The 23,673-nt window shown below is 57.7% G+C and carries 24 protein-coding genes, 1 tRNA gene, 1 other RNA gene and 1 riboswitch; of the genes, 4 read left to right on the forward strand and 22 right to left on the reverse strand.

Features of this window, described 5'->3' with window-relative positions:
- Positions 1-85: 85 nt before the first annotated feature.
- The 9 genes from CK627_RS16850 to CK627_RS16890 form a co-directional block, all read right to left on the reverse strand.
- Positions 86-1,462, reverse strand: coding sequence for a tetratricopeptide repeat protein (locus CK627_RS16850; protein ID WP_095592927.1), 1,377 nt, complete (start codon positions 1,460-1,462; stop codon positions 86-88).
- A 136-nt stretch (positions 1,463-1,598) separates the two neighbouring features.
- On the reverse strand, positions 1,599-1,982 hold the full coding sequence (locus tag CK627_RS16855; protein ID WP_254425319.1) for a DUF6630 family protein: 384 nt from the start codon (positions 1,980-1,982) through the stop codon (positions 1,599-1,601).
- A gap of 283 nt (positions 1,983-2,265) precedes the next feature.
- Entirely contained in the window at positions 2,266-3,255 is a 990-nt protein-coding gene (locus CK627_RS16860; RefSeq protein ID WP_095592929.1) for a PoNi-like cognate immunity protein, read from the reverse strand.
- Positions 3,256-3,264: 9 nt separating this feature from the next.
- Positions 3,265-4,584, reverse strand: coding sequence for a type VI secretion system polymorphic nuclease effector (locus CK627_RS16865; protein WP_095592930.1), 1,320 nt, complete (start codon positions 4,582-4,584; stop codon positions 3,265-3,267).
- 1 nt (position 4,585) lies between these two features.
- A complete protein-coding gene (gene vgrG, locus CK627_RS16870; RefSeq protein WP_095592931.1) occupies positions 4,586-6,817 on the reverse strand; it encodes a type VI secretion system effector VgrG in 2,232 nt (743 codons plus the stop codon).
- 264 nt (positions 6,818-7,081) lie between these two features.
- On the reverse strand, positions 7,082-7,600 hold the full coding sequence (gene hcp1, locus CK627_RS16875) for a type VI secretion system effector Hcp1 (protein ID WP_010634242.1): 519 nt from the start codon (positions 7,598-7,600) through the stop codon (positions 7,082-7,084).
- Positions 7,601-8,186: 586 nt separating this feature from the next.
- Positions 8,187-8,315, reverse strand: a non-coding RNA gene (locus CK627_RS16880) — RtT sRNA.
- Between the two features lie 55 nt (positions 8,316-8,370).
- Positions 8,371-8,458: transfer RNA gene (locus CK627_RS16885), tRNA-Ser, on the reverse strand.
- 235 nt (positions 8,459-8,693) lie between these two features.
- Complete coding sequence (locus CK627_RS16890; protein ID WP_005299960.1) at positions 8,694-9,149, reverse strand: type III secretion system chaperone family protein; 456 nt, start codon at positions 9,147-9,149, stop codon at positions 8,694-8,696.
- Positions 9,150-9,307: 158 nt separating this feature from the next.
- Here CK627_RS16890 and CK627_RS16895 point away from each other — a divergent pair, with 158 nt between their 5' ends.
- Positions 9,308-10,645: a flavohemoglobin expression-modulating QEGLA motif protein gene (locus CK627_RS16895; RefSeq protein WP_095592932.1), complete on the forward strand. Its 1,338-nt coding sequence runs from the start codon at positions 9,308-9,310 to the stop codon at positions 10,643-10,645.
- A 68-nt stretch (positions 10,646-10,713) separates the two neighbouring features.
- On the opposite strand, the gene CK627_RS16900 is transcribed toward CK627_RS16895, so the two are convergent.
- Both CK627_RS16900 and CK627_RS16905 read right to left on the reverse strand, forming a co-directional pair.
- Positions 10,714-11,295 carry a thymidine kinase gene (locus tag CK627_RS16900; protein ID WP_005299956.1) on the reverse strand — a complete coding sequence of 194 codons (582 nt, stop codon included), beginning with the start codon at positions 11,293-11,295 and terminating at the stop codon, positions 10,714-10,716.
- Positions 11,296-11,381: 86 nt separating this feature from the next.
- The gene (locus CK627_RS16905) at positions 11,382-12,962 is read right to left on the reverse strand and encodes a Na+/H+ antiporter NhaC family protein (RefSeq protein ID WP_010634245.1); all 1,581 of its coding nucleotides are present in this window, start codon (positions 12,960-12,962) and stop codon (positions 11,382-11,384) included.
- A gap of 86 nt (positions 12,963-13,048) precedes the next feature.
- Positions 13,049-13,220: riboswitch (Lysine riboswitch) on the reverse strand.
- A 320-nt stretch (positions 13,221-13,540) separates the two neighbouring features.
- Between CK627_RS16905 and CK627_RS16910 the strand changes: the two genes are divergently transcribed.
- Positions 13,541-13,945 (forward strand): H-NS family histone-like protein, encoded by a 405-nt coding sequence (locus CK627_RS16910; RefSeq protein ID WP_005299952.1) that lies wholly within the window; start codon positions 13,541-13,543, stop codon positions 13,943-13,945.
- 66 nt (positions 13,946-14,011) lie between these two features.
- On the opposite strand, the gene CK627_RS16915 is transcribed toward CK627_RS16910, so the two are convergent.
- The 5 genes from CK627_RS16915 to CK627_RS16935 form a co-directional block, all read right to left on the reverse strand.
- The gene (locus CK627_RS16915; RefSeq protein WP_005299950.1) at positions 14,012-14,575 is read right to left on the reverse strand and encodes a cob(I)yrinic acid a,c-diamide adenosyltransferase; all 564 of its coding nucleotides are present in this window, start codon (positions 14,573-14,575) and stop codon (positions 14,012-14,014) included.
- Entirely contained in the window at positions 14,572-14,802 is a 231-nt protein-coding gene (locus CK627_RS16920; RefSeq protein ID WP_005299948.1) for a DUF3820 family protein, read from the reverse strand. The genes CK627_RS16915 and CK627_RS16920 overlap by 4 nt, the downstream gene beginning before the upstream one ends.
- 1 nt (position 14,803) lies before the next feature.
- A complete protein-coding gene (queE, locus tag CK627_RS16925; protein ID WP_042008264.1) occupies positions 14,804-15,475 on the reverse strand; it encodes a 7-carboxy-7-deazaguanine synthase QueE in 672 nt (223 codons plus the stop codon).
- Between the two features lie 61 nt (positions 15,476-15,536).
- Positions 15,537-16,244: a 7-cyano-7-deazaguanine synthase QueC gene (gene queC / locus CK627_RS16930; RefSeq protein ID WP_095592933.1), complete on the reverse strand. Its 708-nt coding sequence runs from the start codon at positions 16,242-16,244 to the stop codon at positions 15,537-15,539.
- 22 nt (positions 16,245-16,266) lie between these two features.
- On the reverse strand, positions 16,267-16,953 hold the full coding sequence (locus tag CK627_RS16935; protein ID WP_017785431.1) for a tRNA-uridine aminocarboxypropyltransferase: 687 nt from the start codon (positions 16,951-16,953) through the stop codon (positions 16,267-16,269).
- Here CK627_RS16935 and rrtA point away from each other — a divergent pair.
- Positions 16,883-17,461 carry a rhombosortase gene (gene rrtA / locus CK627_RS16940; RefSeq protein ID WP_172442662.1) on the forward strand — a complete coding sequence of 193 codons (579 nt, stop codon included), beginning with the start codon at positions 16,883-16,885 and terminating at the stop codon, positions 17,459-17,461. The genes CK627_RS16935 and rrtA overlap by 71 nt on opposite strands.
- Before the next feature lie 52 nt (positions 17,462-17,513).
- Here the strand turns inward: rrtA and pyrF are convergent, their stop codons facing one another.
- The 6 genes from pyrF to cmk form a co-directional block, all read right to left on the reverse strand.
- The gene (gene pyrF / locus CK627_RS16945) at positions 17,514-18,215 is read right to left on the reverse strand and encodes an orotidine-5'-phosphate decarboxylase (protein WP_017787278.1); all 702 of its coding nucleotides are present in this window, start codon (positions 18,213-18,215) and stop codon (positions 17,514-17,516) included.
- A 99-nt stretch (positions 18,216-18,314) separates the two neighbouring features.
- Entirely contained in the window at positions 18,315-19,481 is a 1,167-nt protein-coding gene (gene lapB / locus CK627_RS16950; RefSeq protein WP_017765879.1) for a lipopolysaccharide assembly protein LapB, read from the reverse strand.
- 9 nt (positions 19,482-19,490) lie between these two features.
- The gene (locus CK627_RS16955; RefSeq protein ID WP_005299936.1) at positions 19,491-19,775 is read right to left on the reverse strand and encodes a LapA family protein; all 285 of its coding nucleotides are present in this window, start codon (positions 19,773-19,775) and stop codon (positions 19,491-19,493) included.
- Between the two features lie 156 nt (positions 19,776-19,931).
- Positions 19,932-20,216, reverse strand: coding sequence for an integration host factor subunit beta (ihfB, locus tag CK627_RS16960; protein WP_005299934.1), 285 nt, complete (start codon positions 20,214-20,216; stop codon positions 19,932-19,934).
- A gap of 94 nt (positions 20,217-20,310) precedes the next feature.
- Entirely contained in the window at positions 20,311-21,981 is a 1,671-nt protein-coding gene (gene rpsA / locus CK627_RS16965; protein ID WP_005299919.1) for a 30S ribosomal protein S1, read from the reverse strand.
- 94 nt (positions 21,982-22,075) lie between these two features.
- Positions 22,076-22,768, reverse strand: a complete 693-nt coding sequence (gene cmk, locus CK627_RS16970; protein WP_010634252.1) for a (d)CMP kinase — start codon at positions 22,766-22,768, stop codon at positions 22,076-22,078.
- 249 nt (positions 22,769-23,017) lie between these two features.
- Between cmk and ribA the strand changes: the two genes are divergently transcribed.
- Positions 23,018-23,611, forward strand: a complete 594-nt coding sequence (gene ribA / locus CK627_RS16975; protein WP_017780010.1) for a GTP cyclohydrolase II — start codon at positions 23,018-23,020, stop codon at positions 23,609-23,611.
- Positions 23,612-23,673: the final 62 nt, after the last annotated feature.

A 23,673-nucleotide genomic window follows, 5' to 3' on the forward strand; every position in this document is an offset into this window, starting at 1 on the left:
ACTAACAGATGAATAAGTTAATAAGAGTTCTATTTTATCAACCTCACATGAAAAACGCTAACCCTCTAAAAAATAATAAATTTGATCAGCCAGGCTGATGATAATTCTGACTAGATTGCTGCAAGAACCAATGCTGCGCCAATTTCTGTCCGACACTTTTCTCTTTTTCCGTCATGCCTTTCTCCAGCTCATCACGCGCTTTGGCTGACTCTTGATTACCCTCGGTTGCAGCCAACAGATACCATGCATAAGCATGCACTCTATTGCGTGGAGCTCCCAACCCCTGCTCACGCATGATCCCCATGCGATATTGGGCCAATCGGTGCCGGGCATTGGCCGCCAGCCGATACTGTTTGAGTGCTTGCGGGTAGTCTTCCTTGCCACCCAACCCGAGCCGCAGCATCTCGCCATAGGCGTAACGCGCATCGACATTGCCCTGTGCTGCCGCCAGTGCAAAATAGTGGCGAGCAGTCACCAGGTCCCCTTGCTCTTGCTGCCATTGAGCCAATGCAAACTGAGCCTGACTGAATCCCCCTTCTGCGGCACGCGTCAACCAATACTCTCGTTCTGCGGCACCACTCTGCTGCAAGCTCAATTGATATTCGGCCTCATGGGAGCCACTTCCTGCCGCCAGCTCCAGCCAATAGCGGCCAAGTGCAAGATCCTGGTGAACCTGTTTGCCGACCAGATAGGCCTGCCCCAGCCACAACTGGGCCGGTGCAGAGCCCGCATTGGCGGCTCGCTGATAAAGGCTGAATGCCTCTTCAGAAGGCGCCTTGCGGGCCAGCACCAACAAGGCATCCGGCTGTTGCTGCGCGGCTGCTTTCTCATACCAGTGCAAAGCAAGATCGGAGCGCTTGCTCACCCCTTTCCCTTGCTCATAGCGAGCACCAAGCTGATATTGAGCATCGCGATTACCCTGCTCCGCGGCCTTCTCCAGCCACTTGACGGCATCTTCATCGGCCCCAGCCTGGCCTGCATACCACTGCCCCAGAACCAACTGGGCATTCGCATGATCGCGCTTGGCTGCCTGCTCGAACCAGTCGAGGCACTCACTGACCAGCTTGTCCTTGTGCCGTTGCCGGCAATCCTGACCCAACTGATAGCTGGCTTCGGCATTGCCCAACTTGGCTGATTTTTGCCACCATTGCGTGGCCAGCATCGGGTTCTTTGGTTCCCCCAACCCTGCCTGATACCAACTCCCTACTTGCAGGGCTGCCTTTCCCCGCAGTCCGGCATCAGCCGCCAACGGACCGACTTGATCGGCGGCCTGCTTCATCCAGCGCATCGCCTGCGGGTAATCGGGCTTGGCCACCAAACGATTGGCCAATTCATATTGGGCCTTGCCCTGCCCTTGTTGTGCGGCTTGCAAGAGTTCGGATTCCGTCTGTGACGTCGTGGTTGTACAAGCGGCCAGCCAATGGCTCGCCAGCACCAAGCATAATGTGCGGTATGTCATCATTGATATCTGCGACTAATTAAGATGGGAGGGAGAACTGCATACATGACATTTTCTAACTACTTTCTGTATTTACTATTTCACGTTGGCTCTGTTTCAATAAATACCGGTATAGGGCTTTTTCGGTTGATACAAGGCGCTATTGTTCGTTCACATGGTCCAGCTTGACCAGATGCAGACCCAGCTTGCGCCCCTCGTTTAACAGTTTATCGAGAACATCCGTTCGACAAATAAATCCTGTATATTGATCTGCATCTATATCCCAAAGCACGACTTCATATCCTCGCGCTTGCAGCCATAAGTCATAAAGCACCAACAGGCGCCAAACCGATGTATCCTCACCCGGTTCGGAGCAAATAAAATGTTCCTTGATACCGTGAATATCCGCCAATGCGTTGCCCTGCAACTCAACTTTCTCAACGTCTCGCCAGTCAATATTGAGACACACCCAATGCTCATCAGAGTTGAATTCAACAAGTGCTGACACAATGCCACCCTGTAGCTCATCGGTATGGGTATTCATCAGCGCGTTCAATCTGCCGACTCTGATCTCTTCAGGCAGAGGGGATAGTAAAATTGATAGAAGCCATTTCTTTCTTCGTCTTTCGACATAGACCATGGGAATCAACAGGGGTGACAAGATAATGACGGATAGGAGCAGAAATAGTTTTTTTATCGCCTTCACATTTCTTTCTCGATTTTTTCATACAGAGTCAAGGGCGCCAAGCAATACCCCGCAGCATCAAATGATGCTCGGTTCACAATGTATCGATCACGCGAGCTATGCATGATCGATACACTGCGGACTACTCCTGTATCCAGAACAACATGTCATCCTTGTTGACATGAGATTGGGAAGGTAAGCGCTGCCCTTTGCGAAGCTGCCACTGCTCATCGGTCAGGTTGCAGCGCCAGTTGCCATCCTGCTCCACCACGGAACCCGGCATGGCAATGGGGTGTTGGACCACGCGCAATGCCTGCCATTTCTCTGCAATACCATTGGCTCTGGCATAATCGACCAGATCCTTGGGGTAATAACGCATGTCTCGATAGCTGCTGTCATCCAGCTCATAAAGCAGGGTGACCAGCGCCGCTTCAAAAGCCCAATAGCCAAAGTAGATAGCATGCTTTGCCTTGTGCCTGTCGTGCCAATAGCACTCTTTACACCCCTTGTACCATCCTTTGAGATATTGCTTGATGCTCGCCTGACGCTCACCCTTGGTGGGATTCACACCATCTCCCTTGATGGCATCGAATAGGGGACGATACACCTCGGGAATATAGGACTCTGGGCCTCGAGGAAAACCAGGATAGCCCAAGCGGGCCAACAGTACGCTCCACAGCGGGTCGTCGTCCCCTTCCGGATTCTTACTGATATAACGCACCAACTCGGGCAATATCTCATCCTGGCCATAGAGGATGCTTAATGAGAGCATCCAGAGCAGATATTGATAGGCATCTTGCTCCCAGTAATAAAACTGTTCATCTGGAAACTCTTTTTTATGGCGTAAAAACTCTTTAGTGACGACGCCTAGCTGAGCAATAACCTCTTCATGAGAGACTCCGCCAGAATAAAGCAAGATCAGATGTTCAAGATTATCCATAAACATGCCCGCACTGGCACCAGAACGAGTAGGCAATCCTGCTGGGTCACTCCAGCGTTCATGGTGAGGATCATTTATCCAACTCCACCACTCCTGGTCAAAATAGAGCGATTCTTTGTAGTCTTCTAGCTGAACCAAGAAGAAATCCTCAGATAATAGTGGATCTCGACGCTGCTCAATAAACGAACTCATTCTCTACTCCTACTTGACCGGGATAGTACCGATAGCATCGGCATTCTTATTCAACTTGGTGATCTGAATCACCTCACCAGACTCATCGACGATCATCAACCAAGATTCATATTTTTGTTTTCTGATATCCGCCAATAGCTTTTTATCTGCTATTTCATCCGGTAATCGCCTTTCTATCCACAAATTGCTCATCTGCTTGCCCGACCCCTTGGTCATCGACAACAACTGGGTGCTCTTGGTGCCATCCTCGTCGATATACTCCCCCCCTGCCGTCCGAAACTTGGTCTCGGTCACCACGTAGGGAGGCGGAGGATTGGTGTTCTTGTAGATACCATCGATGCCCCGCCCTCTGGGCTTGTCATTCAGGCTACGTACCCGGCGATGTTCTGGCAACAGGTTCTCGAACTTGTGATTTGCCATCCAATTGTCGCTGATGATCTCGCCATAAATCCCTTTCTTCGAGCGGCTCAGGATCTTGAGCTCCACTTTGACCACATCATCCGGCAGCGGGTGGATAACGGTACCACCGGGCATGGCCTTGTAACCAGGGGCATGCTTGACCGCCTCTTTCTCCAATCCAGCGGCTATCTCATCGAGGGACTTGAGCACGGGCCCCATGGCGACAGGCAGCATCTGACCCGCCTGTGACTGCATCTGCAACACCAAACGCTGGGATTGCTCAAGCCAGATCCTGACTGAAGCAGGAGCCAATCCCTTTATCTTGCCGATCAAGCTGGTCAGCGACTTGACGGCATCGTTCAGATAACCCAGCAACACACTGACCGCAATCTGTCCCCTCAACCCACGGATCTGACCGGCAAATTCTTTTAGCACTTTGTCGAGACGCGAGATACCCAGCACTTTCTTGACCTTGGGATCACTGAGAAACGTCAGCACGGGCGCCATTGCAGGTCTGATCGCCTTGGTGGCATCCCCACCCGCCTTGCGGACAAACAGGAAGATGATTTTCAACACCCCCTTGAGGGCTGAACCCAGCGACGGGATCAGCCCTATCAGGGTAAAGCTGAGGAAAACCCACTTATCCGGCTGCTTGGGATCACGGGAAATATCCCGGGCATTGGCAATCAGATCGCGACAATCCAGCACCTGGTCAACTACGGGAATTAGACCCAGCACCGCATTGGCGGCGATCTGTCCTGCGCTTTGATTGGGGTTGAAATCCCCCTGCAGGGCCTCCCAGATCCACTGCAGGCTGGAGGCAATCCCTTTTTTGACGGCCTCAGCACTTTGTTTGACATAGGCAGCCCCACCGGAAACAGCCTGATCCAGGTGGTCATAGAGCTGCTCAAACAGATCGTTACCGAACATATCAGCCCTCGTCGCTCAGACTGTCGAGATGGCCGGTGAGGGCCGAGATGGATTCACGGGGCAGATCGACAAAATTGTCCTGCAGGTCATAGGTCACTGAAGCGGTGCCAGCAGGCACATCCTCGAGCAGCGCCATGCCATCACCATCCAGCGTGCCTTCCCGCACCGACCCATCGCTCAATACGGCCTTGTAGGGAGTGCCCGCCAGCGGCATCAGCTCGGAGTCGAGGTGATAGAACTTCATCCAGCGCGTGTGAGGGCTATCCAACATACCCTCAATACTCTTGGGTACCTTGCCAGCCCAACCGGATCCAGAGCCTGCATTGCCACCCGAGTTCATCTTGATGGTGGGTCCCACGAGGGTCACACCACCTCCATCGACCTTGATAAAGCAGCCGCCGACCTTGACGGTAATTTCAGAGCCGGCTTCCAGCACCACCTTGGCACCGGCCTTGACGTGCACCTCTTGCCCCGCCTGGGTTAGCCAGCTGTCACCCAGTTTTTGGTGCATGGAGGCATCCACCGTCAGCGAATAGTCAGCCTTGATATGATCCCGCTTCTCTCCTTCAACGGTCAGATGATCGTTGCCAAGACTGGGCGGAGCCCCCTGCTCACCCGGCACCTTTCTGATACGAGTCACCCGCTCGTTGTCGATATCGGTGTGCTGGTCGTGTTTGATATGCCAGGCCGCATCGTTCTCTATCAACACGTTCAGATCTTTCTGACCGTGGATATAGATCTCTTCCTGCCCCGCCTGGTCTTCAAAGCGCAGCTCGTTGAAGCCCTCGCCCTGGTGGGTCTCGGTGCGCAGCACGGTTCGGGTCTTGTTGGCAGGCAGCTCGTAGGGCGGGCGGTTGGTGGCGTGGTAGGTGCGACCAGTCACGATAGGCTGGTCCGGGTCCCCCTCCAGAAACGAGACAATGACCTCGTGGCCAATGCGCGGGATGGCCATCATGCCGTACTGACCGCCGGCCCAGCCTTGCGAGACTCGCACCCAGCAGGAGCTCTGGTCGTTGGAGCTGCCATATCTGTCCCACGGGAATTGCAGTTTCACCCGGCCGTGTTCGTCGCAGTAAATCTCCTCCCCTTCGGGCCCCACCACCACGGCAATTTGCGGGCCATCCACCATCGGTTTGTGAGGGGCCTCCGGGCTGCCGATGCGCGCCCGCCAGGTGGTGTTCGCCTTCACCACGCCAAATTCGTTGTGATAGACGGTCGGGCCGCTGCCACCCTCCTCTTCCAGCGCCTGCGGCTGCAAGCCGGTATGCTGGATGTGCACAATTTGCCAGTCGGTGTTGAGGCTGCCGTTGGGGTGTTCGGTGAGTGAAAACGTCTGGCCCGGCAGCAAGGCCGCGCTGTTCGACTTGCCGCTGCCCGCCACCGCATCGTTGCGCAGCGCATCCAGCCGGTGCTGGGCAAACGCCTTGCCGCTGCCATCCTGCTTGTAGCGACCCGGGTAGTCGAAGTGCTGGTAGGTATCCCGTTGATGCTCGAGCTCTGCGCCCTGCTTTTTGTGGGAGAGGCCATAAGCCGGGGTCTTGAAGCTGTAGTCTTTGAGCTCCACATCCGAGGAGCGCACCGCCTCCCGGTAGTGGAATTGGCGGACATAGGGGCCTTGCTCAAGGGAACGGTTGCCGAGGTTGAAGAAGAGCTCCGGGCCTTGAGTCAATGCCGCCGCGTCGTCGGCAAACACGATGCGGTGCTTGCCCGCTTCAAACTCGTGGAAGTAGAACATCCCCTCTTCGGCGGCGAGGCGGTTCACGAAATCGAGGTCGCTCTCCCGGTACTGAACGCAGTATTCCCGCTTGGCATGCTCGTTTTTCAGGGCAAAGGCGTAGTCGGTGATGCCGTGCTCTTGCAACAGGATGGAGAGGATTTCATCGGGCTTCTGCGCCTGGAAGATGCGGGAGTTCTGGCGCAAAGAGAGACGCCACAGCGCCGGCTGCACCATGAGCTGATAGCGGGTGCGGCGAAAGCCGCTGTCACCCTGCGCGAAGTCACTGACCACCCCGCAGACCCGGCGCTGCAGCTCGCCGTTGTACCACACCAGCAACTCGCAGGGCTGGTCCAGCACGTCGCCAAAGTCGATGTCGGGCTGGGCGCTTGCCAGCTCAAGGCGCAGGTTGAACGGCCGGTTGAGCGCTTCATCCAGCGCAAACTCGGCCACCACGAAGGTGCTCTCGGGCAGGGCCCCCACCTTGACGGTAAATTGTAATCCTGTGCTGTCTGCCATCGTTGCTCGCCCCTGAGATATCGTGCAGCCCCATCAGGCGGGGCACTTCAAGCCGTGTGAGAGATCCGCCTTCGCCCTGGTTTTTCTGACACCATGGCTACCGCACGCCCTTGACGGCGTGCGGCAAGACGTAAACTCGGATTTTTTTCTTGTGCCCCCTCACCTCAAGCAAACGGGCAAAAGAAAAAACGCGTGTATTGAAACGAAGCGGGAAATGCCAGAAACGGCAAAAGGGCACCGCAAGCAGTGCCCTTTGACTGAGAATTACGCTTCGATCGGCGCGCGCCAGTCGTCCGCACCGGAGGTGCCGGCAACGGTGTGCTCCCAATCGATCTTGCGATAGGCCATGGAGACCTGGATCAGCTGGGTGAAGTCAGACTTCGCCGGATCCTGGCAGTGTGGCATCTGGCAGTCGATGTCGACGATGGTGGCGTCGGTCAGCACGGTAGAGAAGAAGTGCTCCTGCTTGCCCTCGACGGAGGTGCGGTACCACTTCAGGGTCACTTTCGGCAGCATCTCGCCGGAAGCCAGCGCGTTGTACATCAGCGGCACGGCCTTGTTCAGCGCAACGGTGAACTTGAACGGCTTGTGGACACGCTGACCAGCAGGCTGACCGGATTGCGGATCGGTCGGTACGGTGACGACGTGCTGGAACTCTTGCACCAGCATCTCGTCTTCGTGGCCCTGCACGAAGATGTTGCCGACGGAATCGGAGGTGAAAGCACCGGCGGTGATGTTGCCCTGAGTTTTACCTTCGATGCTGATATAACATGGAGTTGGCATGGAATTGCTCCTGATTGGTTGAACGGTAATGACACTCGACCGAATCCGTTAGCAGTGACCATGCCAATTAATTTTATTGTTTTAAAACAATAGTTTGAGTCAATTACCAATCAAGCCATTATCGCAATAACGCAACAAGTTGCGCATTCAACATATTCATCCAGACAAAGTTGCACATACAGAATAAGAAACTAAAAATCCCGCAATGCATTGCGCAAATCAGAACTTATTTCAACCTGATAACCCGCACGGGTGTGATGGTAACTGAGCTGTACGTTGACAATGGGAAACACTGGGGGCCCGGCTGCCCGTCGAGACAACCTGGCTATGGATGATGGAGAAACTGTGAAGACAGCAGGAGACGACAACCTATCCCGCAAAGCAAAAAACCGACCATCGGGTCGGTTTTAACATCTGAGGATGGGTCGGGATTGACTCGCGCCGTCCCTAGCGCTCGCCCTGCGGGCGACCTCTGGCCGTCCATGCGGGCTATCCTGCCCGCCTGTCGAACCAGGATCCGAACCGAGCCGCCCATCATCGAATAAAGCAAAATGCCCCGTCGCAAGACGGGGCATTTTGCTTTATTTGGCGGTGAGGGAGGGATGATTCGCCACTGCGTGGCTCACCCCTTCGGGGCGGCCTGCGGCCGTTCATCGCAGCAAGCTGCTCTGCTCGAACCCGGCGAGGGTTCTCACCCTCCCTCTTCGACATGAGCGGATAATTCTTCCCCAAAGCAAAAAAACCGACCATCAGGTCGGTTCTTTAAAATTTGGCGGTGAGGGAGGGATTCGAACCCTCGATACGTTGCCGTATACACACTTTCCAGGCGTGCTCCTTCAGCCACTCGGACACCTCACCAAATTTTTACTTCTTGAAGTGGCTTTCGGAGCACGCTGCGCGTGCATCTTGCCGACTTCGTCGGTGGGCAGCCTCTCGGTCACCTCACCAAATTTTGGTCTGTTGTTTAACGTGCTCAGCCAGCACCTAGTTCGTTGCGCCGTTGCGCTGGAACGGGGCGTAATTTAGGGGAAAGCCCCGCCGGCGTCAACGGCTTTTTGCATCAGGCGAACCGTTCGAACATTTAACGCACAAATCAGTGCACAGACTCCGGTGCAACCTGGATCTCCGGCAGATTCAGGAAGCCCAACCGCTCGCATTCGGAGACCACTTCATGGGTCGCGGCTATGGTGCTTTCCACAAACAGCAGGAACTGCTCGACGGAGAGCCCCGCCTTGGTAAAGACGGTATGCCCTACCACCAGCCGCGGCAGGTTGTCATCGATGATGTCGAGGAACACCTTGAGCGACGGGTACTGCATGTTGAGGCGCCCCAGCTCGGCCACCAGCGGCAGCAAAGCGGAGGGACGCACCTCCAGCTCGGATGAAAACAGCACCCCTTCCTCTTCGACGAAGATCCGGCTCTCCTGGATGCCCTCGACGGACTGCAGGGAGACGATGTGGATACCATGGCACTGATCACAGACATAGTGCTCGATACGAGCCTGCTGCAACCAACGCATTATCATTTCGGAGCTGGGGATATTCATCATTTCCACGACACAATTGGGATCAAGGGGCGCAGTCTAAACCAATTTTCAGGCAACCAAAAGCGCACTGGCCGGATAAGCACGGCCCTCGCTTCTTTTTGGCAAGCAGCCTGCATATACTCAGCCCATTCCAGCGCCACACTCGCCCCACAGGGGGCTAAATGACCATCCAAGAAAAGTACCGTCTGCATCTGAAGTCCCTCTCGGATGAACTCTTGATCCTGCAAAAGCCCATCCGCATTCTGGATGCCATCAAATGGCCCCGTCACCTGCAGGCCGACTTTCTGGCCAGCGGAGGGCGCACGCTGCCGGCCGTCGACAAGGCCTTCTATGATGGCCTTCCCCTCGGCTTCGATCCCCGCAACAAGTACCTGGAGCTCAAGGAGCTGCGGGACAGGATCCGGCGCCGGCTCGGTCCCCAGGATGAGCTTGGCCGCATCCTGCAGGAGACGGTGGATCAATACATGGTGGTCATCGAGATGCTGCGCCAGCGCGGGCAACCGGACTTTCTGCGCTACAGCCGGCTGCTCTACGGCTCGGCCGGCGATCACCTGCGCGGCGATCGCAAGACCCTCAAGGAGCTGGGGGCCAGGCTGTGCGACATCTTCTCCCTGCCCGGCGCCCGCCACCTGGTGCGCCCCTACCCCAAGGAGTTCGAGGGGGAAGCGGCGGTGGCCAGGTTGCAGGGCAAGCTGTCGAACTACTTCAGTGACGGCACAGTACAGGTCAAGCTGAGCGATGGCATCGTCTCCGATGCCGCGGCCGGCGGCGATTACATCAAGCTCAACTCCCACGCCTGCTTCTCCGAGCTCGACCTGCAAGTGCTGGAGGTCCATGAGGGCTGGGTGCATGTGGGCACAACCCTCAACGGGCGTCAGCAACCCTATGCCACCTGGCTCAGTGCCGGCTCGCCGCGCATCACTGCCTGTCAGGAGGGGTTGGCGGTGCTGATAGAGACCCTCACCTTCAGCTCCTTTCCGGACAGGGCCAAGCGCATCTCGGATCGGGTGATGGCCATCGATATGGCGGAGCGCGGCGCCGACTTCATCGAGGTGTTCCGCCATTTCGTCGGCCAAGGTGCCAGCGAGCACGACGCCTACAAGATCACCCAGCGGGTGTTTCGCGGCGGCATGGTCGAGGGGGGCGCCTGCTTCACCAAGGATCTCTCCTACGTGAAGGGTTATGTGGAGACGGTCAACTTCATCCGCAGCGCCGTGCTGGAGGGGGTCCCCGAGATCCTGCCCATGCTGTTTGTCGGCAAGGTGACCCTGGACGACATCCCGGTGCTCTATCAGCACTACCTGGAGGGGCTTATCGACGCTCCGCGCTATCTGCCCCCCATGTTTCGCGATCTCACCGGTCTCTACGTCTGGTTCGGCTTCGCCTCCGGCATGTCGCTGGTGGATATCGGCCGGGTACAGCAGCACTTTCGCCAGCTGTTCCACCGCCTGCCGGTGGCCGATCCCATCATCGCCCCGGTCGATATCGAGATCGACTGAACCGCCAGAAACAAGCAAGGCGCCAGATTGGCGCCTTGCTTGTTCATGTTATCCCCATCAGCCGCGGGTTATTTGAAGGCCCGCCCTTCCAGGTAGTGCTTGCGGCACAGGGAGACATAGCGATCGTTGCCGCCGATCTCCACCTGCTCGCCATCTCGCATCACCTGGCCTGCTTCGTTGACCCGGGAGTTCATGTGCGCCTTGTTGCCGCACCAGCAGATGCTTTTGAGCTCCTCGAACTTGTCGGCCAGACAGAGCAGGTGATAGGAGCCGGGAAACAGCTCGCCGCGAAAATCGGTCTTGAGGCCGTAGGCGATCACCGGAATGTCCTGCTCGTCGACGATACGGGCCAGCTGATAGACCTGCTCCCTGGTCAGGAACTGGGCCTCATCGACGATGAACACATCGATACGCTTCTCGGCATGACGGGCTTTCACCATCTCGAACAGATCACAGCGCTCTCTGAACACTTCGACTTTCAGCTCCAACCCCACCCGGGCGCTGATCACCCCGACCCCGAAGCGGTCGTCGATGGCGGGTGTCATGGCCAAGGGATGCATGCCCCGCTCCAGATAGTTGAAGTGCGCCTGAATGAGCTGGGTCGATTTGCCTGAATTCATGGTGGCAAACTTGTAGTGCAGTGAAGCCATGATACTGTTCCGAAACTGAATTTATGGGGCGCATGCTAACCAAAGCCCCTAACAAAACCAAGGGGCCTTGCGGCCCCTTGTACGTTTTAAGCAACAGCCAGGTCCGCCTGGGACCTTGCCTTGCGCAAATGGTAGCTGGAGAAGATGACGAACCAGAGGGCGCTCACGCTGAAACCCGCCAGCACCGAGTGCATCAGCCCCATCACCAGATAACCGAGGGCGGCGCCGAAGGCGATGGCCAGGGCATAGGGCAGCTGGGTCATCACGTGATCGATGTGATGGCAGCCGGCACCGGTGGCCGACAGGATACTGGTGCTGGAGATGGGCGAGCTGTGATCCCCGAACACCGACCCCGCCAGCACGGCGGCCAGCATCGGCAACATCAGGGCCGCATCGCTGGCAGCCGCCATGTCACCCGCCAGCGGCAGCATGATGCCGAAGGTGCCCCAGCTGGTGCCGGTGGCAAACGCCATGGCGCAGGAGAGCACGAACACCACGGCCGGCAGCACTTCCACCGGCAGATTGCCGTTGGCCAGGGAGGCCAGGTACTTGCCGGTCTCCACATCGCGCACCACGGCGCCAATGGTCCAGGCAAACAGCAGGATGTTGATGGCCGGCAGCATGGCCATCACCCCTTGCGGCGCGGCCTTGAGCCAGTTCTTGGCACCGAGCTTCAGACGCATGGCCAGACCGATGGAAACCACCAGGCTGCACAGGGCGCCGTAGACCAGGGAGGAACCCACGTTGGTATTTTCGAACGAACCGAGCACGCTGAACGGCTCGCCATTGGCGGCCAGCACGGCAGCGCCGGAGTCGATCATGAAGTAGACGGTGGCCGCGGTCAGGGTCAGGATCGGCAGCACCATGTCGATCATGCCGCCGTTGCTCTCCTCCGGGCTCTCCATGTCCAGACCGATGGGGCGGCCTTTGGACTCATCCCACAGCTTGCCTTCCAGCGCCCACTGCTCGTGCTGGCGCATCGGACCGATATCCAGCTGAAACGCGATCACCACCAGCACCATGATGAGGGTAAACACCGCATAGAGGTTCATCGGGATCATCTCGACGAAGGCTGAGATGGGGCTCTGCCCGGTGATGCCGTGAGCCGTCATGATGCCGCCCACCAGGGCGATGATGTAGGCCCCCCAGGAGGAGATGGGCATCAGCACGCAGACCGGCGCCGCGGTGGAGTCCAGCAAGTAGGCCAGCTTGGCGCGGGAGATCTGGAAGCGGTCGGTGACCGGACGGCAGATGGCCCCCACCGACAGGCTGTGGAAGAAGTCGTCGATGAAGAAAGCAAACACCATCATGCCGGTAAGCGCCTTGGCCCCCTTGCGGGTCCTGGCACGCTTGGCGGCCCACTCGGCAAACGCCCGGGTCGCGCCGGAGACGCTCATCAGGCTGATGAGGCCGCCCAGCAGCAGCATGAACAGCAGCATATTGATGTTGTCACGGTTGAGCGCCCCGTCGACCCAGAAGATCTTGAGCACTGTGTTCAGCATGTAATGCAGGGAGTCGAGGGGAGAAAACTGGTTCAGCAGCAGGCTGCCGGTAACGATACCGACGCCCAGCGACAGCAGCACACGGCGGGTGAGGATCGCCAGTGCGACGGCCAGCAGAGGGGGAATGATTGACCAACCGGAGTCGGCGTAGTGAACGATGTCCATGATCTCTTTGCACCTAAAGACAGCAGGTGGAGATCTACCGAGAGGATAAAGAAACAAAACCCATGGGGAGGTAATACTCCTCAGCCCCTTCAGGTAGCGCTCCATAGTGGATGACTATGGCAGTCCTGCACCTATTAGATGCAGAACCAGCAGCCCGGTATGATGGCCTGGCCACTTCGGCGCTGACTCCTTTCCTTGTGCATCATCGGCATCACCCTCCGCACAAGTAGTCATAGGCAGCGCGCCTCTACTTAAAGGTATTCGAGGCACATTTTATCGTGCCGACACGTTATAGCAAGTTTTTTGATTAAATCCCCAAACAAGCCAGATCAAAAGGGCAAAGAGGTAGTCAAATGGTGCAAACATTATGATTTTGTCGCTATTTTCATCTACTTGGAACTCAGTCGAGTATGCCACTGGCCAATATTGCTGAATCGGGCCTGAATTCAATTGCATTACTTAATTCCAGGCATGAATTTATTAATTCGACTCGCTTGACTTAATCCCGAACGGCCGTATAAATTAGCCAAAATAACTATTTTTATTTAATTCACTCTTTTGCTCGCGTGGTGAACACTATGAACGAATTTTTGAAAGTACTGCTGAATATCCGTAGCCTGCGCGCCGCTTGCCGTGAGCTGACGCTGGAACAATTGGAAGAAGGCCTGGAAAAGCTCTCCGCGATCGTCGGCGAACGCCAGCAGGATGAAGCCGCCGAGCGTCAGGCTCGTGAAGAACATCAGCGCAAAATTAATGAATATGCCGAAATGCTGAAAGCCGCCGGTATTGATCCGGCAGAACTGGTTGGCACAGTCGCAGCCGAACCGGCCAAGGCGACCAAGAGCAAACGTGCCCCTCGTCCGGCCAAATATCGCTATATGGACAACGGCGTGGAAAAAACCTGGACCGGTCAGGGTCGCATGCCGTCCGTGATTGCCAAGGCGGTCGCCGAAGGTAAATCCGTCGAAGACTTTGCCATCTGATAAAGCAGAATAGGCTCAATAAAAAAACCTCGCCTTGCGAGGTTTTTTATTGCCTGCGGCCTGCCGTCAGCCCCGCTCTGCCGCCTTGACCCAGAGCACTTCGGGCGTCGCGGTACAGGCCAGCAGGTAGCGGGCAATGGTGAAGAACCAGTCACTCAGCCTGTTCATGTAGGGCAGAATGGCCGGGTTGAGCTGCTCGCTGCGGCCCAAAGTCAGCAGCAGACGCTCGCAGCGCCGGGTCAGGGTGCGCACCACATGGGCTTGCGCCGCCGCCCGGGAGCCGCTGGGCAGAATGAAATTGCGCAGCAGCGGCAAATTGGCGCTGTAGGCATCGATCTGTTGTTCCAGTCGCAGGGTCCACTCGTTATTCACCTGCCAGATGGCGGCCTCCTGAGCGTCACTGGAAAATGCCAGTTCCCCGCCAAGATCGAACAATTCCTGTTGCAGCAATAACAGGTCTGCCAATAATCCGGTTTCCGCTGCGGGCACCTCGGCAATAAGAAGACCTATATGAGAATTTAATTCATCGATATAGCCATAGGTTTCTACACGCATATCGTCTTTGGCCAATTGCACGCCATCGGCCAGCCGAGTCATGCCCTTGTCGCCCTGCCTCGTATATATCCTCATACCGACATCCTGTTAATAATGGGAACAATCATGGATTCCAGCCCGTTGAGCTTGATTTCATAGGCAAGCGCCAGCGTTTGACCGAGTGATCCGGCCGGGAAACCGGTACGGGCCAGCCACACCAGATAAGGCTCCGGAATATCGATGATGCGCCGCCCCCGATATTTGCCGTACGGCATCTTGTTGGCCAGCGACAGCAAGACCCGCTCGTCGGACAACCACTCCATTTCAATCGATATCCAGATATTTGTGGGTCTGGATGGAGAGTCGCCAATTGCGGGCAATGCAGGTTGCCATGGCCAGCTGGGTCGCCCTGGGTTTCTGGCTGATGGGTTGCAGTGCAATCACCACGTCGTCGCGCAGACGAGCGGTGGCCAGCAGCGCATCCAGCTCCTCCACGTGGCGCTCGGTGGCCACCGGATGCTTGATCTCGTTGGCGCGCTCGAGGGCAGAGACCAGCACCGGCAACCCACCCTTCATATTGATCTTGGGGGATACGGTGACCCAGGTCTGCTCATGGGTCTTGATCTCGCTGGTACCACTGGTTTCAATCTGCACCTGATAGCCTGCCGCAATGAGGGCGGTAGAGAGATCCTGCAGGTCATAGAGGCAGGGTTCGCCTCCGGTGATCACCACGTGACGCGCCTGATAACCAAGTTGCTGGAAGCTGGCCAGGATCTGCTCCGTGCTCATCTTGCTCCAGCCATCGGATTCGTTGGAGCAGTCGAGCACCGCCTGCACGCCCACTTCACGAGCAGGATCGACCACCCAGGTATGACGGGTATCGCACCAGGGGCATCCCACCGGGCAACCCTGCAGGCGAACGAAAATGGCGGGCAGGCCGGTGAAGACCCCCTCCCCCTGGATGGTCTGGAATATCTCGTTGATTGGGTAGTGCATCTTGGTCACGGCTGGTTGCAAAAGTCGCGGATTATACCCCAAGCATGGCCGAGACGCAGGCTCAGCATCCGCTTTTCTCACCGAGCCCGGTTTTTTGATGCAGACGCGCCACCACGCCCGCCTTGTCGGCCAGATACTGCTGCAGGCCGCGGCTGCGCAGATCGCAGGCCGGACAGGCGCCGCAACCATCGCCGGCAATGCCGTTGTAGCAGGTGAGCGTCTGCTGGCGCACGGTATCGAGGTGGCCGTAGTGGTCCGCCAGCGCCCAGGTCTCGGCCTTGTCGAGCCACATCAGCGGGGTCTCGAAGCGGATGGCGCGATCCAGCCCCAGCGAGACGGCCTGATTGAGCGCCTTGACGAACTCGTCGCGGCAATCGGGGTAACCGGAGAAATCGGTCTCGCACACCCCGGTGATCACCGCCTCGGCGCCCACCTGATAGGCGTAGATGGCGGCCAGGGTCAAAAACAGGATGTTGCGGCCCGGCACGAAGGTATTGGGCAGGCCATTCTCCTGCAGCTCGAAGCTCACCGGGATCTCGTCCCGGGTCAGGGCCGAGATGGCAAGCTCCCCCAGCATGGTCACGTCCATCACCTTGTGGGCGGCGATGCCGAGCCGGTTGGCCAGACGGCGCGCCGTCTCTATCTCTTCACTATGGCGCTGGCCATAATCAAAGGTGATGGCGTGCACCTCGTCATAACGGGACAAGGCCTGGACCAGGCAGGTGGTGCTGTCCTGACCACCACTGAATACCACGACGGCTTTTTTCACGTATGTCACTCCTCTGGGCAGTTCAACTGCGTCGGCCCTGGGCAAAATCATGCCACTGCCGGTTCAAATGGGTAAAAAGGGTCATCAGCGGGGCGAAGCGATCGGGTGCGCCCTCCCACTGGGACAACAGATGGTAGCCCGCTTCCAGGGTCGAGAGCGCCTCTGGAAACGGCTTCTTGCGAATGGAGTACTGTCCCGCGACGGCATCCAGCCCAATTCGCGGCAACTGCTGCAACTCGGGGTTGCTGTGCAGCATCCGGTAGGCCTTGCGCCAGGTGCCATCGAGCAGCAGAAAACAGACTCGGCGAGCCGGCTCGGCCGTCTCCCGTTCTCGCACCTCGGCAAGGGTGATGGCCTCCTCATCCGGCCACAGCAGATAACACTGCAGCGCGGGATCGGCCAACAAGGCCGCCAGCTCGGGGACGTCGGCCACCTGTTCACCCACATGCAGACGGGCCTGCGCCAGCGAGGCGGCCAAGAGGACGGCAGTCCCCTTGGGATGACCCACCTCCCCCGGATGCTGCAGGATGTGCAGGGGCGCATGGGGTGAAACCGGTCGAATATAATCGCACAGACAGGCTTTGAGGGCTCTGGTGCAACGTGTACAGTATCGACTCTTGTTGTCGTCGGACTGTTTCATGTTGTCAGAAAAATCAGGATTGCTCTGGGTCATCACGCTTTCACTCGCCAGTTTGCTGCTCTTTTTCACCGTGCCAAATCACCAGCTCTCCTTCGATCGCACCCTGATAGCCCAGGGTGAAGGGTGGCGCATCATAACAGGCAATCTGGCCCACACCAATCTGTGGCACCTACTGCTCAACCTGAGCGGGCTGTGCGTGCTCTACAGCCTGTTTCGCGAATACCTGACAGGCTGTCGCCTGCCGCTGCTGCTGCTGCTGCTGGGGAGCGCCGTCGGGCTCGGCATCTGGTGGTGGTGTCCGCAGACCCAGTGGTACATGGGGCTGTCGGGAGCGCTGCACGGCCTGTTCGTGTGGGGCGCGCTGCAGGATATTCGCTATCGCCGCCACTCCGGCTGGTTGATGCTGGCAGGGGTAGCGATCAAGCTTGGGGTGGATTTCTACAGTGCGGGGGAAAGTCCGGTGTCCGCCCTCATCGGGGCCAGGGTACACATTGAATCACATCTGATTGGCTCGGGCGCCGGCCTGTTGCTCGGCCTGCTGCCGGTCACCTTGCGCCCCCACGCCGTCAAGGAGTGAGCCTGCACCGGATGCAATGCCGGCCCCATCGGGCCGGCATTCTCTTTTTTTATCAGCGACCCGCCAGCTCTGCGTTGATGCCGGCCAGCATGGCGGCAGGATCGGCCGCCTGGGTGATGGGGCGGCCAATCACCAGATAGTCGGCACCCGCCTCCACCGCCGCCAGCGGCGTCATGACCCGGCGCTGATCCCCGGCGGCCGAACCGGTGGGGCGGATCCCCGGCGTCACCAACTTGAATTCGTCACCGAGCAGCGCCTTGAGCTCACGCGCTTCGTTGGCGGAGCAGACCACCCCGTCCAACCCGGCGTCCCTGGTCAATTTGGCCAGCCGGATCACCTGCTCAGCCGGCGTCACATCAAGACCCAGCGGCGCCATGTCGGACTGCTCCATGCTGGTCAGCACGGTCACCCCGATAAGCAACGGCGCCTTGTCACCATAAGGCAGCAGCGCCTCCTTGGCGGCCCGCATCATCCGCTCGCCACCGCTGGCGTGCACGTTCACCATCCAGACGCCGAGTTCGGCACTGGCGGCGACTGCCTTGGCGACGGTGTTGGGAATGTCGTGAAACTTCAGATCCAGAAAGACATCGAACCCCTTGGCAACCAGCTGACGCACGAACTGGGGGCCAAACAGGGTAAACATCTCCTTGCCTACCTTGAGACGGCACTGGGCCGGGGAGATACGTTCAATGAAGGCGAAGGCATCGGCCTCGTGCTGATAATCCAGCGCAACCAGTACTTTGGGATCTAGCATCTCACTTCCTATCGATGGTTATGCGCCGTCCGGAGCGAGTCCGGCCCGGCCTGAAAAAACCAGGCCGCAGGGGCCTGGTTAATGACATTGTTGTGGCTCTTACTCCCCGTCCAGACCGCGGATCGGCTTGATGGCTCCCCACTGGCGGCAGGAGGGGCACTGCCAGAACAGGGAGTGGGTGGCAAACCCGCACTGCCGGCACTTGTGGGTGGACTTGATCTTGATCTGCTCGTCGACCAGCGCCTTGAGCATGGTCAGGCTCTCCTTGGCCTGCCCCTCTTCAGCACCACGCAACTGCAGCGCCATCAGGTGCTGGAAGCCGCGCAGCGACGGCGTGCGCCGCAGCTGGCGCAGCACCAGCTCGGAGGCTGCCTCGCGCCCGTTGTGGCGCTCTACATAATCGGCCAGCCGCAAGGTGACCGGGAAGCCGGCCCTCGCCTCCTGGGCCTGGCCGAGCAGCTCGGGGATACGCGCCTCCTCGCCGCACAGCTCCAGGCTCTCACACAGGGGTTCCAGCACTTCGCTCGCGAAATCGATGTCCTGGGTCAGCACCCGCTCAAACTCGCGGGCCGCCTGGCGGGGATCGCCCTCCCCCTTGGCCAGCCAGCCGAGGCCGAGCGAGGCACGCACACAGTTGCCATCGGCAGTCAGGGCCTTGCGAAAACGCAGCTGGGCCTGCTTGCGATTCTCTTCGCGCAGGGCCATGTCGGCCAGCTCGCACTGGTAATGGGCAATGGTGGGAGCCAGCTTCTTGCCCTGGAATTTTTGCAGCCGCTCGCTCACCGCGATCGCCTTCTCCCAATCACGCAACTGCTGATATATAAGCTGCAACTGGGCCAGCGCCGTCTCCTCATAGTCCCCGTCTTCGGTGAGCTCGAGCCACAACTTCTCGGCCCGATCGAGCAGGCCGGCGGCGAGGAAGTCCCGCGCCAGCTCCTGCAGGGCGAGCTGACGCTGCTCCATGGTGAGCTGGCGGGTAATGAGGTTCTGGTGGATCTTAATGGCCCGGTCTACCTCACCCCGTTGACGGAACAGGTTGCCGAGAGAGAGGTGGGTTTCGATGGTCTCGCTGTCCACTTCCAGCAGCTGGATAAAGAGATCCACCGCCTTGTCGGATTCGTCGGACAGCAAATAATTGAGACCCGCCACATACTGGCGGGAAAACTGGTTACTCTGTTTCTGGGTGTCCTGGCGAACACTCCTGCGCCCCATATACCAGCCGTAGCCGGCGGCAATGGGCAACAGCAGGAAAAGCAGTTCAAGCATCGAGGGACATTATTCCTTGGCAGCCGTTCGGGCCAGCTCCAATTCACGGGATTGACGGCGCATGGTGCGATTGAGGGTGCGATTTTGCATCTTGAGGCGCAAGAACAGCAAACCGAAGACCAGCCAGCCCAGCAGGAAGCCACCACCAAAGAAGAATCCCAGCAACATGGAGAGCGAGAACTCCCCTTGGGCAATCAGATAATTGAACTGCACCAGCTGGCCATTTTGCGAACCGATGGCCAGCGTCAGGATAAACACCAGCACCAGTGGAATGAGGGCCAAGATACGCTTCATAGGAGCTCCCTGTCAGTAGCTAATGAGAGGCTGATTATCCTTAAAATCACCGGCAGACTCTAGAGCGAATGGGAAAAGACTTGGCAAAACCGGACAATTGCCACAATAGAAACCGTAAAAACAAAAAAGGCATACCCAGGTATGCCATTTTCTGCATTATTCGATGATGTTCACGCGCTCGCGTAACTCTTTGCCGGGCTTGAAATGCGGAACATATTTCCCGGTCAATTCAACCTTGTCCCCGGTCTTGGGGTTGCGGCCCACACGGGGTGCACGATAGTGCAGTGAAAAACTTCCAAATCCGCGGATTTCAATCCGGTCGCCGTTTTGCAAAGTCGACGCCATCTGCTCAAGGATCTCCTTGATGGCGGCTTCGACATCTTTGGCCGGCATATGCATGCGGCTGGCAGCCAATTGTTCGATGAGATCTGATTTGGTCATAACGTTAAATCTCCTTCCCCGATCACATGCAATATTCATTACGCCAAGATAAAAAAGGGCGGCGTGACACGCCGCCCTTTTCTTGCATCAAGGATTATTCACCCTTGGCGGCTTTGAACGCTTCAGCCATGGCATTGCTGAACACAACTTCTTCTTGTTGGTTCAGGTTGTCGATGGCAACACGCTCGTCAGCCTCGTCCTTGGCACGGACAGACAGGCTCACGGTGCGGTTCTTGCGATCAACGCCCATGAATTTAGCTTCAACTTCGTCACCAACAGACAGCACCAGAGTGGCGTCTTCTACGCGGTCACGAGCAGCGTCGGAGGCACGCAAGTAGCCTTCTACGCCGTCAGCCAGTTCGATCACGGCACCCTTGGCATCAACCTCGGTAACCTTACCCTTCACAATAGCACCTTTCTTGTTGTCAGACAGGTACTTATTGAACGGATCTTCTTCGATCTGCTTGACGCCCAGGGAGATGCGCTCACGCTCCGGGTCAACTTGCAGAACAACGGCTTCGATTTCGTCGCCTTTCTTGAATTCACGAACTGCTTCTTCACCCTGGTTGTTCCAGGAGATGTCAGACAGGTGAACCAGGCCGTCAATGCCGCCGTCCAGACCGATGAAGATACCGAAGTCAGTGATGGACTTGATCTTGCCGGAAACACGGTCGCCCTTGGCGTGGGTTTCGGCAAACAGCTGCCACGGGTTGGATTTGCACTGCTTCAGACCCAGGGAGATACGACGACGCTCTTCGTCGATGTCCAGAACCATCACGTCAACCACGTCGCCAACGTTAACAACCTTGGACGGGTGGATGTTCTTGTTGGTCCAATCCATCTCGGATACGTGTACCAGGCCTTCAACGCCCTCTTCGATTTCAACGAAGCAGCCGTAGTCGGTCAGGTTGGTCACGCGGCCAGACAGACGGGTGGTCTCCGGGTAACGCTTGGCGATAGCAACCCAGGGATCTTCGCCCAGCTGCTTCAGACCCAGGGATACACGGGTACGCTCGCGGTCGAACTTCAGAACCTTGACTGCGATCTCGTCGCCAACATTGACGATTTCGGAAGGATGCTTAACGCGCTTCCACGCCATGTCGGTGATGTGCAGCAGGCCGTCAACACCGCCCAGATCTACGAATGCACCGTAGTCGGTCAGGTTCTTGACGATACCCTTAACTTCTTGACCTTCTTGCAGGTTAGCCAGCAGGCTTTCGCGCTCGGAGGTGTTCTCGGTCTCGATCACGGCACGACGGGAAACAACAACGTTGTTGCGCTTCTGGTCCAGCTTGATGACTTTGAACTCGAGTTCTTTGTTTTCCAGGTGAGCGGTGTCACGGATCGGACGCACGTCAACCAGAGAACCCGGCAGGAAGGCACGGATGCCGTTCAGTTCAACGGTGAAACCACCCTTGACCTTGCCGTTGATGATACCGATAACGGTAGCTTGCTCTTCGTAAGCTTTTTCAAGCTGCAGCCAGGCTTCGTGGCGCTTGGCTTTTTCGCGGGACAGCTTGGTTTCGCCGAAACCATCTTCGATAGAGTCCAGAGCCACGTCAACGGAGTCGCCTACGTTGATTTCCAGCTCGCCCATGGCGTTCTTGAATTCTTCAGCCGGGATAGCGGACTCGGATTTCAGACCGGCGTCAACCAGTACGAAACCATTTTCGATAGCAACGACAGTACCCTTGACGATGGAACCTTGACGGGTTTCAACGGCATTCAGGGACTCTTCAAAGAGTTGAGCAAAAGATTCGATCATTGTTTATGTCACAAATGAAACATCCACTTGTCATCCAGCACAAGCGGGGTTGTTTTAAATAATCTGCGCCATCCATAGTGCAGACGACCGGATGTCAGCTTGCGCTGGCATCGCCGAGTTGTTGCTCCGCATAGGCGAGCACCGTTGCCAGCACTTCGTCTATGGACATGGCGGTTGAATCCACCACGAGAGCATCTTCTGCCGGTTTCAGGGGGGCAACGGCGCGATTTCTGTCGCGATCGTCACGTTCCCGAATCTCGGTTAAAAGACGCTCAAAGTTAACATCAAAGCCCTTATCTTGCAACTGCTTATAGCGGCGAGCCGCCCGTTCTTCGGCGCTGGCGTCGAGGAAAATCTTCACTTCCGCCTCGGGGAAAACCACGGTGCCCATGTCGCGACCGTCGGCGATGAGGCCGGGGGCCTGGCGAAAAGCGCGCTGACGGCGCAGCAGGGCTTCGCGCACCCGCGGGAAGGCGGCAATCTTGCTCGCGGCATTGCCCACTTCCTCGGTACGAATGGTACGGGAAACATCCTCTCCTTCCAGCACGACCTTCACCTGCTCGGCATCGACCTGGAACTGCACGTCCAGATTGGCGGCCAGGGGGACCAGCGCGGCTTCGGAATCGAGCTCGACATCGTGATGCAAGGCCGCCAGGGCCAGCACCCGGTAGATGGCGCCGGAGTCGAGCAGGTGCCAACCCAGTTTTTCCGCCAGCAACTGGCACAGGGTGCCCTTGCCGGCACCACTTGGGCCATCAATTGTCATCACGGGGGCCATCTGCGGCATAACGTCTCTCCTGCACACTTGTTGCACACATCCCGGGAGGGATGGGGTAATGGGCGCCGATTATACCCAAATGTGCCGAGCCTGGCAGTCGCCAGCACACACAATTGCGCAAAACCGGTCGCAACTGTCCTCTTTGTGTACAACGGGGCAAGCCATTAAACAGTGCAAGGTTTTGTTCTTATGGTTGTTCCGGACAAGGCGCGCTAAACTGGCCGCCCTTTTTTAAGCAGCTGTAGTAAGGAGCAACCTATGAGCAGCGTTACCCTCGTGGCCAAATCCAAGTTGCCAACCCCCTGGGGCACCTTCACGCTGGTCGGCTTTCAGGAAACCGGCACCGGCAAGGATCACGCCGCGCTGGTGATGGGCGATATCACGGGTGATGATCCGGTGCTGGGCCGAATTCACTCCGAGTGCCTGACCGGCGATGCCCTGTTCAGTCTGCGTTGCGACTGCGGCTTCCAGCTGCAAGCCGCACTGGAAAACATCGCCAAGGCGGGCCGTGGCGTCTTGCTGTACGTGCGTCAGGAAGGACGCGGCATCGGCCTGCTCAACAAGATCCGGGCCTATCATCTGCAGGATCAGGGCGCCGACACCGTTGAAGCCAACGTGGCGCTCGGCTTTGCCGCCGACATGCGCGACTACACCATCTGCGCCGACATGCTCAAGCAGCTGGAGGTGAAATCCCTCAAGCTGATGACCAACAACCCGCGCAAGATGAAGGCGATGGAATCCTTCGGCATTCCGGTGGCGGAGCGGGTGCCCCTGCAGGAAGGGCGCAATCCCCACAACGAGTTCTACCTCTCGACCAAGGCCAGCAAGCTGGATCACATGTTCAAGAAGTGATCCCGCCTCGCCGCTCGTTGCCATGAAAAACGCCTCCCATCGGGAGGCGTTTTTTGTTGCTC

It is taken from the genome of Aeromonas dhakensis (assembly GCF_002285935.1).
GTDB lineage: Bacteria > Pseudomonadota > Gammaproteobacteria > Enterobacterales > Aeromonadaceae > Aeromonas > Aeromonas dhakensis.

What these genes read in the sequence shown, in the direction of transcription:
- CK627_RS16895 (WP_095592932.1), top strand. Translation starts at nt 9,308, where the DNA reads ATGACCATCCAAGAAAAGTACCGTCTGCATCTGAAGTCCCTCTCGGAT.
- CK627_RS16850 (WP_095592927.1), bottom strand. Translation starts at nt 1,462, where the DNA reads ATGATGACATACCGCACATTATGCTTGGTGCTGGCGAGCCATTGGCTG.
- ribA (WP_017780010.1), top strand. Translation starts at nt 23,018, where the DNA reads ATGAGCAGCGTTACCCTCGTGGCCAAATCCAAGTTGCCAACCCCCTGG.
- cmk (WP_010634252.1), bottom strand. Translation starts at nt 22,768, where the DNA reads ATGCCGCAGATGGCCCCCGTGATGACAATTGATGGCCCAAGTGGTGCC.
- CK627_RS16890 (WP_005299960.1), bottom strand. Translation starts at nt 9,149, where the DNA reads ATGATGAATATCCCCAGCTCCGAAATGATAATGCGTTGGTTGCAGCAG.
- CK627_RS16855 (WP_254425319.1), bottom strand. Translation starts at nt 1,982, where the DNA reads ATGAATACCCATACCGATGAGCTACAGGGTGGCATTGTGTCAGCACTT.
- CK627_RS16915 (WP_005299950.1), bottom strand. Translation starts at nt 14,575, where the DNA reads ATGAGGATATATACGAGGCAGGGCGACAAGGGCATGACTCGGCTGGCC.
- CK627_RS16920 (WP_005299948.1), bottom strand. Translation starts at nt 14,802, where the DNA reads ATGGAGTGGTTGTCCGACGAGCGGGTCTTGCTGTCGCTGGCCAACAAG.
- CK627_RS16910 (WP_005299952.1), top strand. Translation starts at nt 13,541, where the DNA reads ATGAACGAATTTTTGAAAGTACTGCTGAATATCCGTAGCCTGCGCGCC.
- pyrF (WP_017787278.1), bottom strand. Translation starts at nt 18,215, where the DNA reads ATGCTAGATCCCAAAGTACTGGTTGCGCTGGATTATCAGCACGAGGCC.
- CK627_RS16900 (WP_005299956.1), bottom strand. Translation starts at nt 11,295, where the DNA reads ATGGCTTCACTGCACTACAAGTTTGCCACCATGAATTCAGGCAAATCG.
- CK627_RS16865 (WP_095592930.1), bottom strand. Translation starts at nt 4,584, where the DNA reads ATGTTCGGTAACGATCTGTTTGAGCAGCTCTATGACCACCTGGATCAG.
- CK627_RS16860 (WP_095592929.1), bottom strand. Translation starts at nt 3,255, where the DNA reads ATGAGTTCGTTTATTGAGCAGCGTCGAGATCCACTATTATCTGAGGAT.
- CK627_RS16955 (WP_005299936.1), bottom strand. Translation starts at nt 19,775, where the DNA reads ATGAAGCGTATCTTGGCCCTCATTCCACTGGTGCTGGTGTTTATCCTG.
- ihfB (WP_005299934.1), bottom strand. Translation starts at nt 20,216, where the DNA reads ATGACCAAATCAGATCTCATCGAACAATTGGCTGCCAGCCGCATGCAT.
- lapB (WP_017765879.1), bottom strand. Translation starts at nt 19,481, where the DNA reads ATGCTTGAACTGCTTTTCCTGCTGTTGCCCATTGCCGCCGGCTACGGC.
- rrtA (WP_172442662.1), top strand. Translation starts at nt 16,883, where the DNA reads ATGTTGTCAGAAAAATCAGGATTGCTCTGGGTCATCACGCTTTCACTC.
- hcp1 (WP_010634242.1), bottom strand. Translation starts at nt 7,600, where the DNA reads ATGCCAACTCCATGTTATATCAGCATCGAAGGTAAAACTCAGGGCAAC.
- CK627_RS16905 (WP_010634245.1), bottom strand. Translation starts at nt 12,962, where the DNA reads ATGGACATCGTTCACTACGCCGACTCCGGTTGGTCAATCATTCCCCCT.
- rpsA (WP_005299919.1), bottom strand. Translation starts at nt 21,981, where the DNA reads ATGATCGAATCTTTTGCTCAACTCTTTGAAGAGTCCCTGAATGCCGTT.
- queE (WP_042008264.1), bottom strand. Translation starts at nt 15,475, where the DNA reads ATGCACTACCCAATCAACGAGATATTCCAGACCATCCAGGGGGAGGGG.
- vgrG (WP_095592931.1), bottom strand. Translation starts at nt 6,817, where the DNA reads ATGGCAGACAGCACAGGATTACAATTTACCGTCAAGGTGGGGGCCCTG.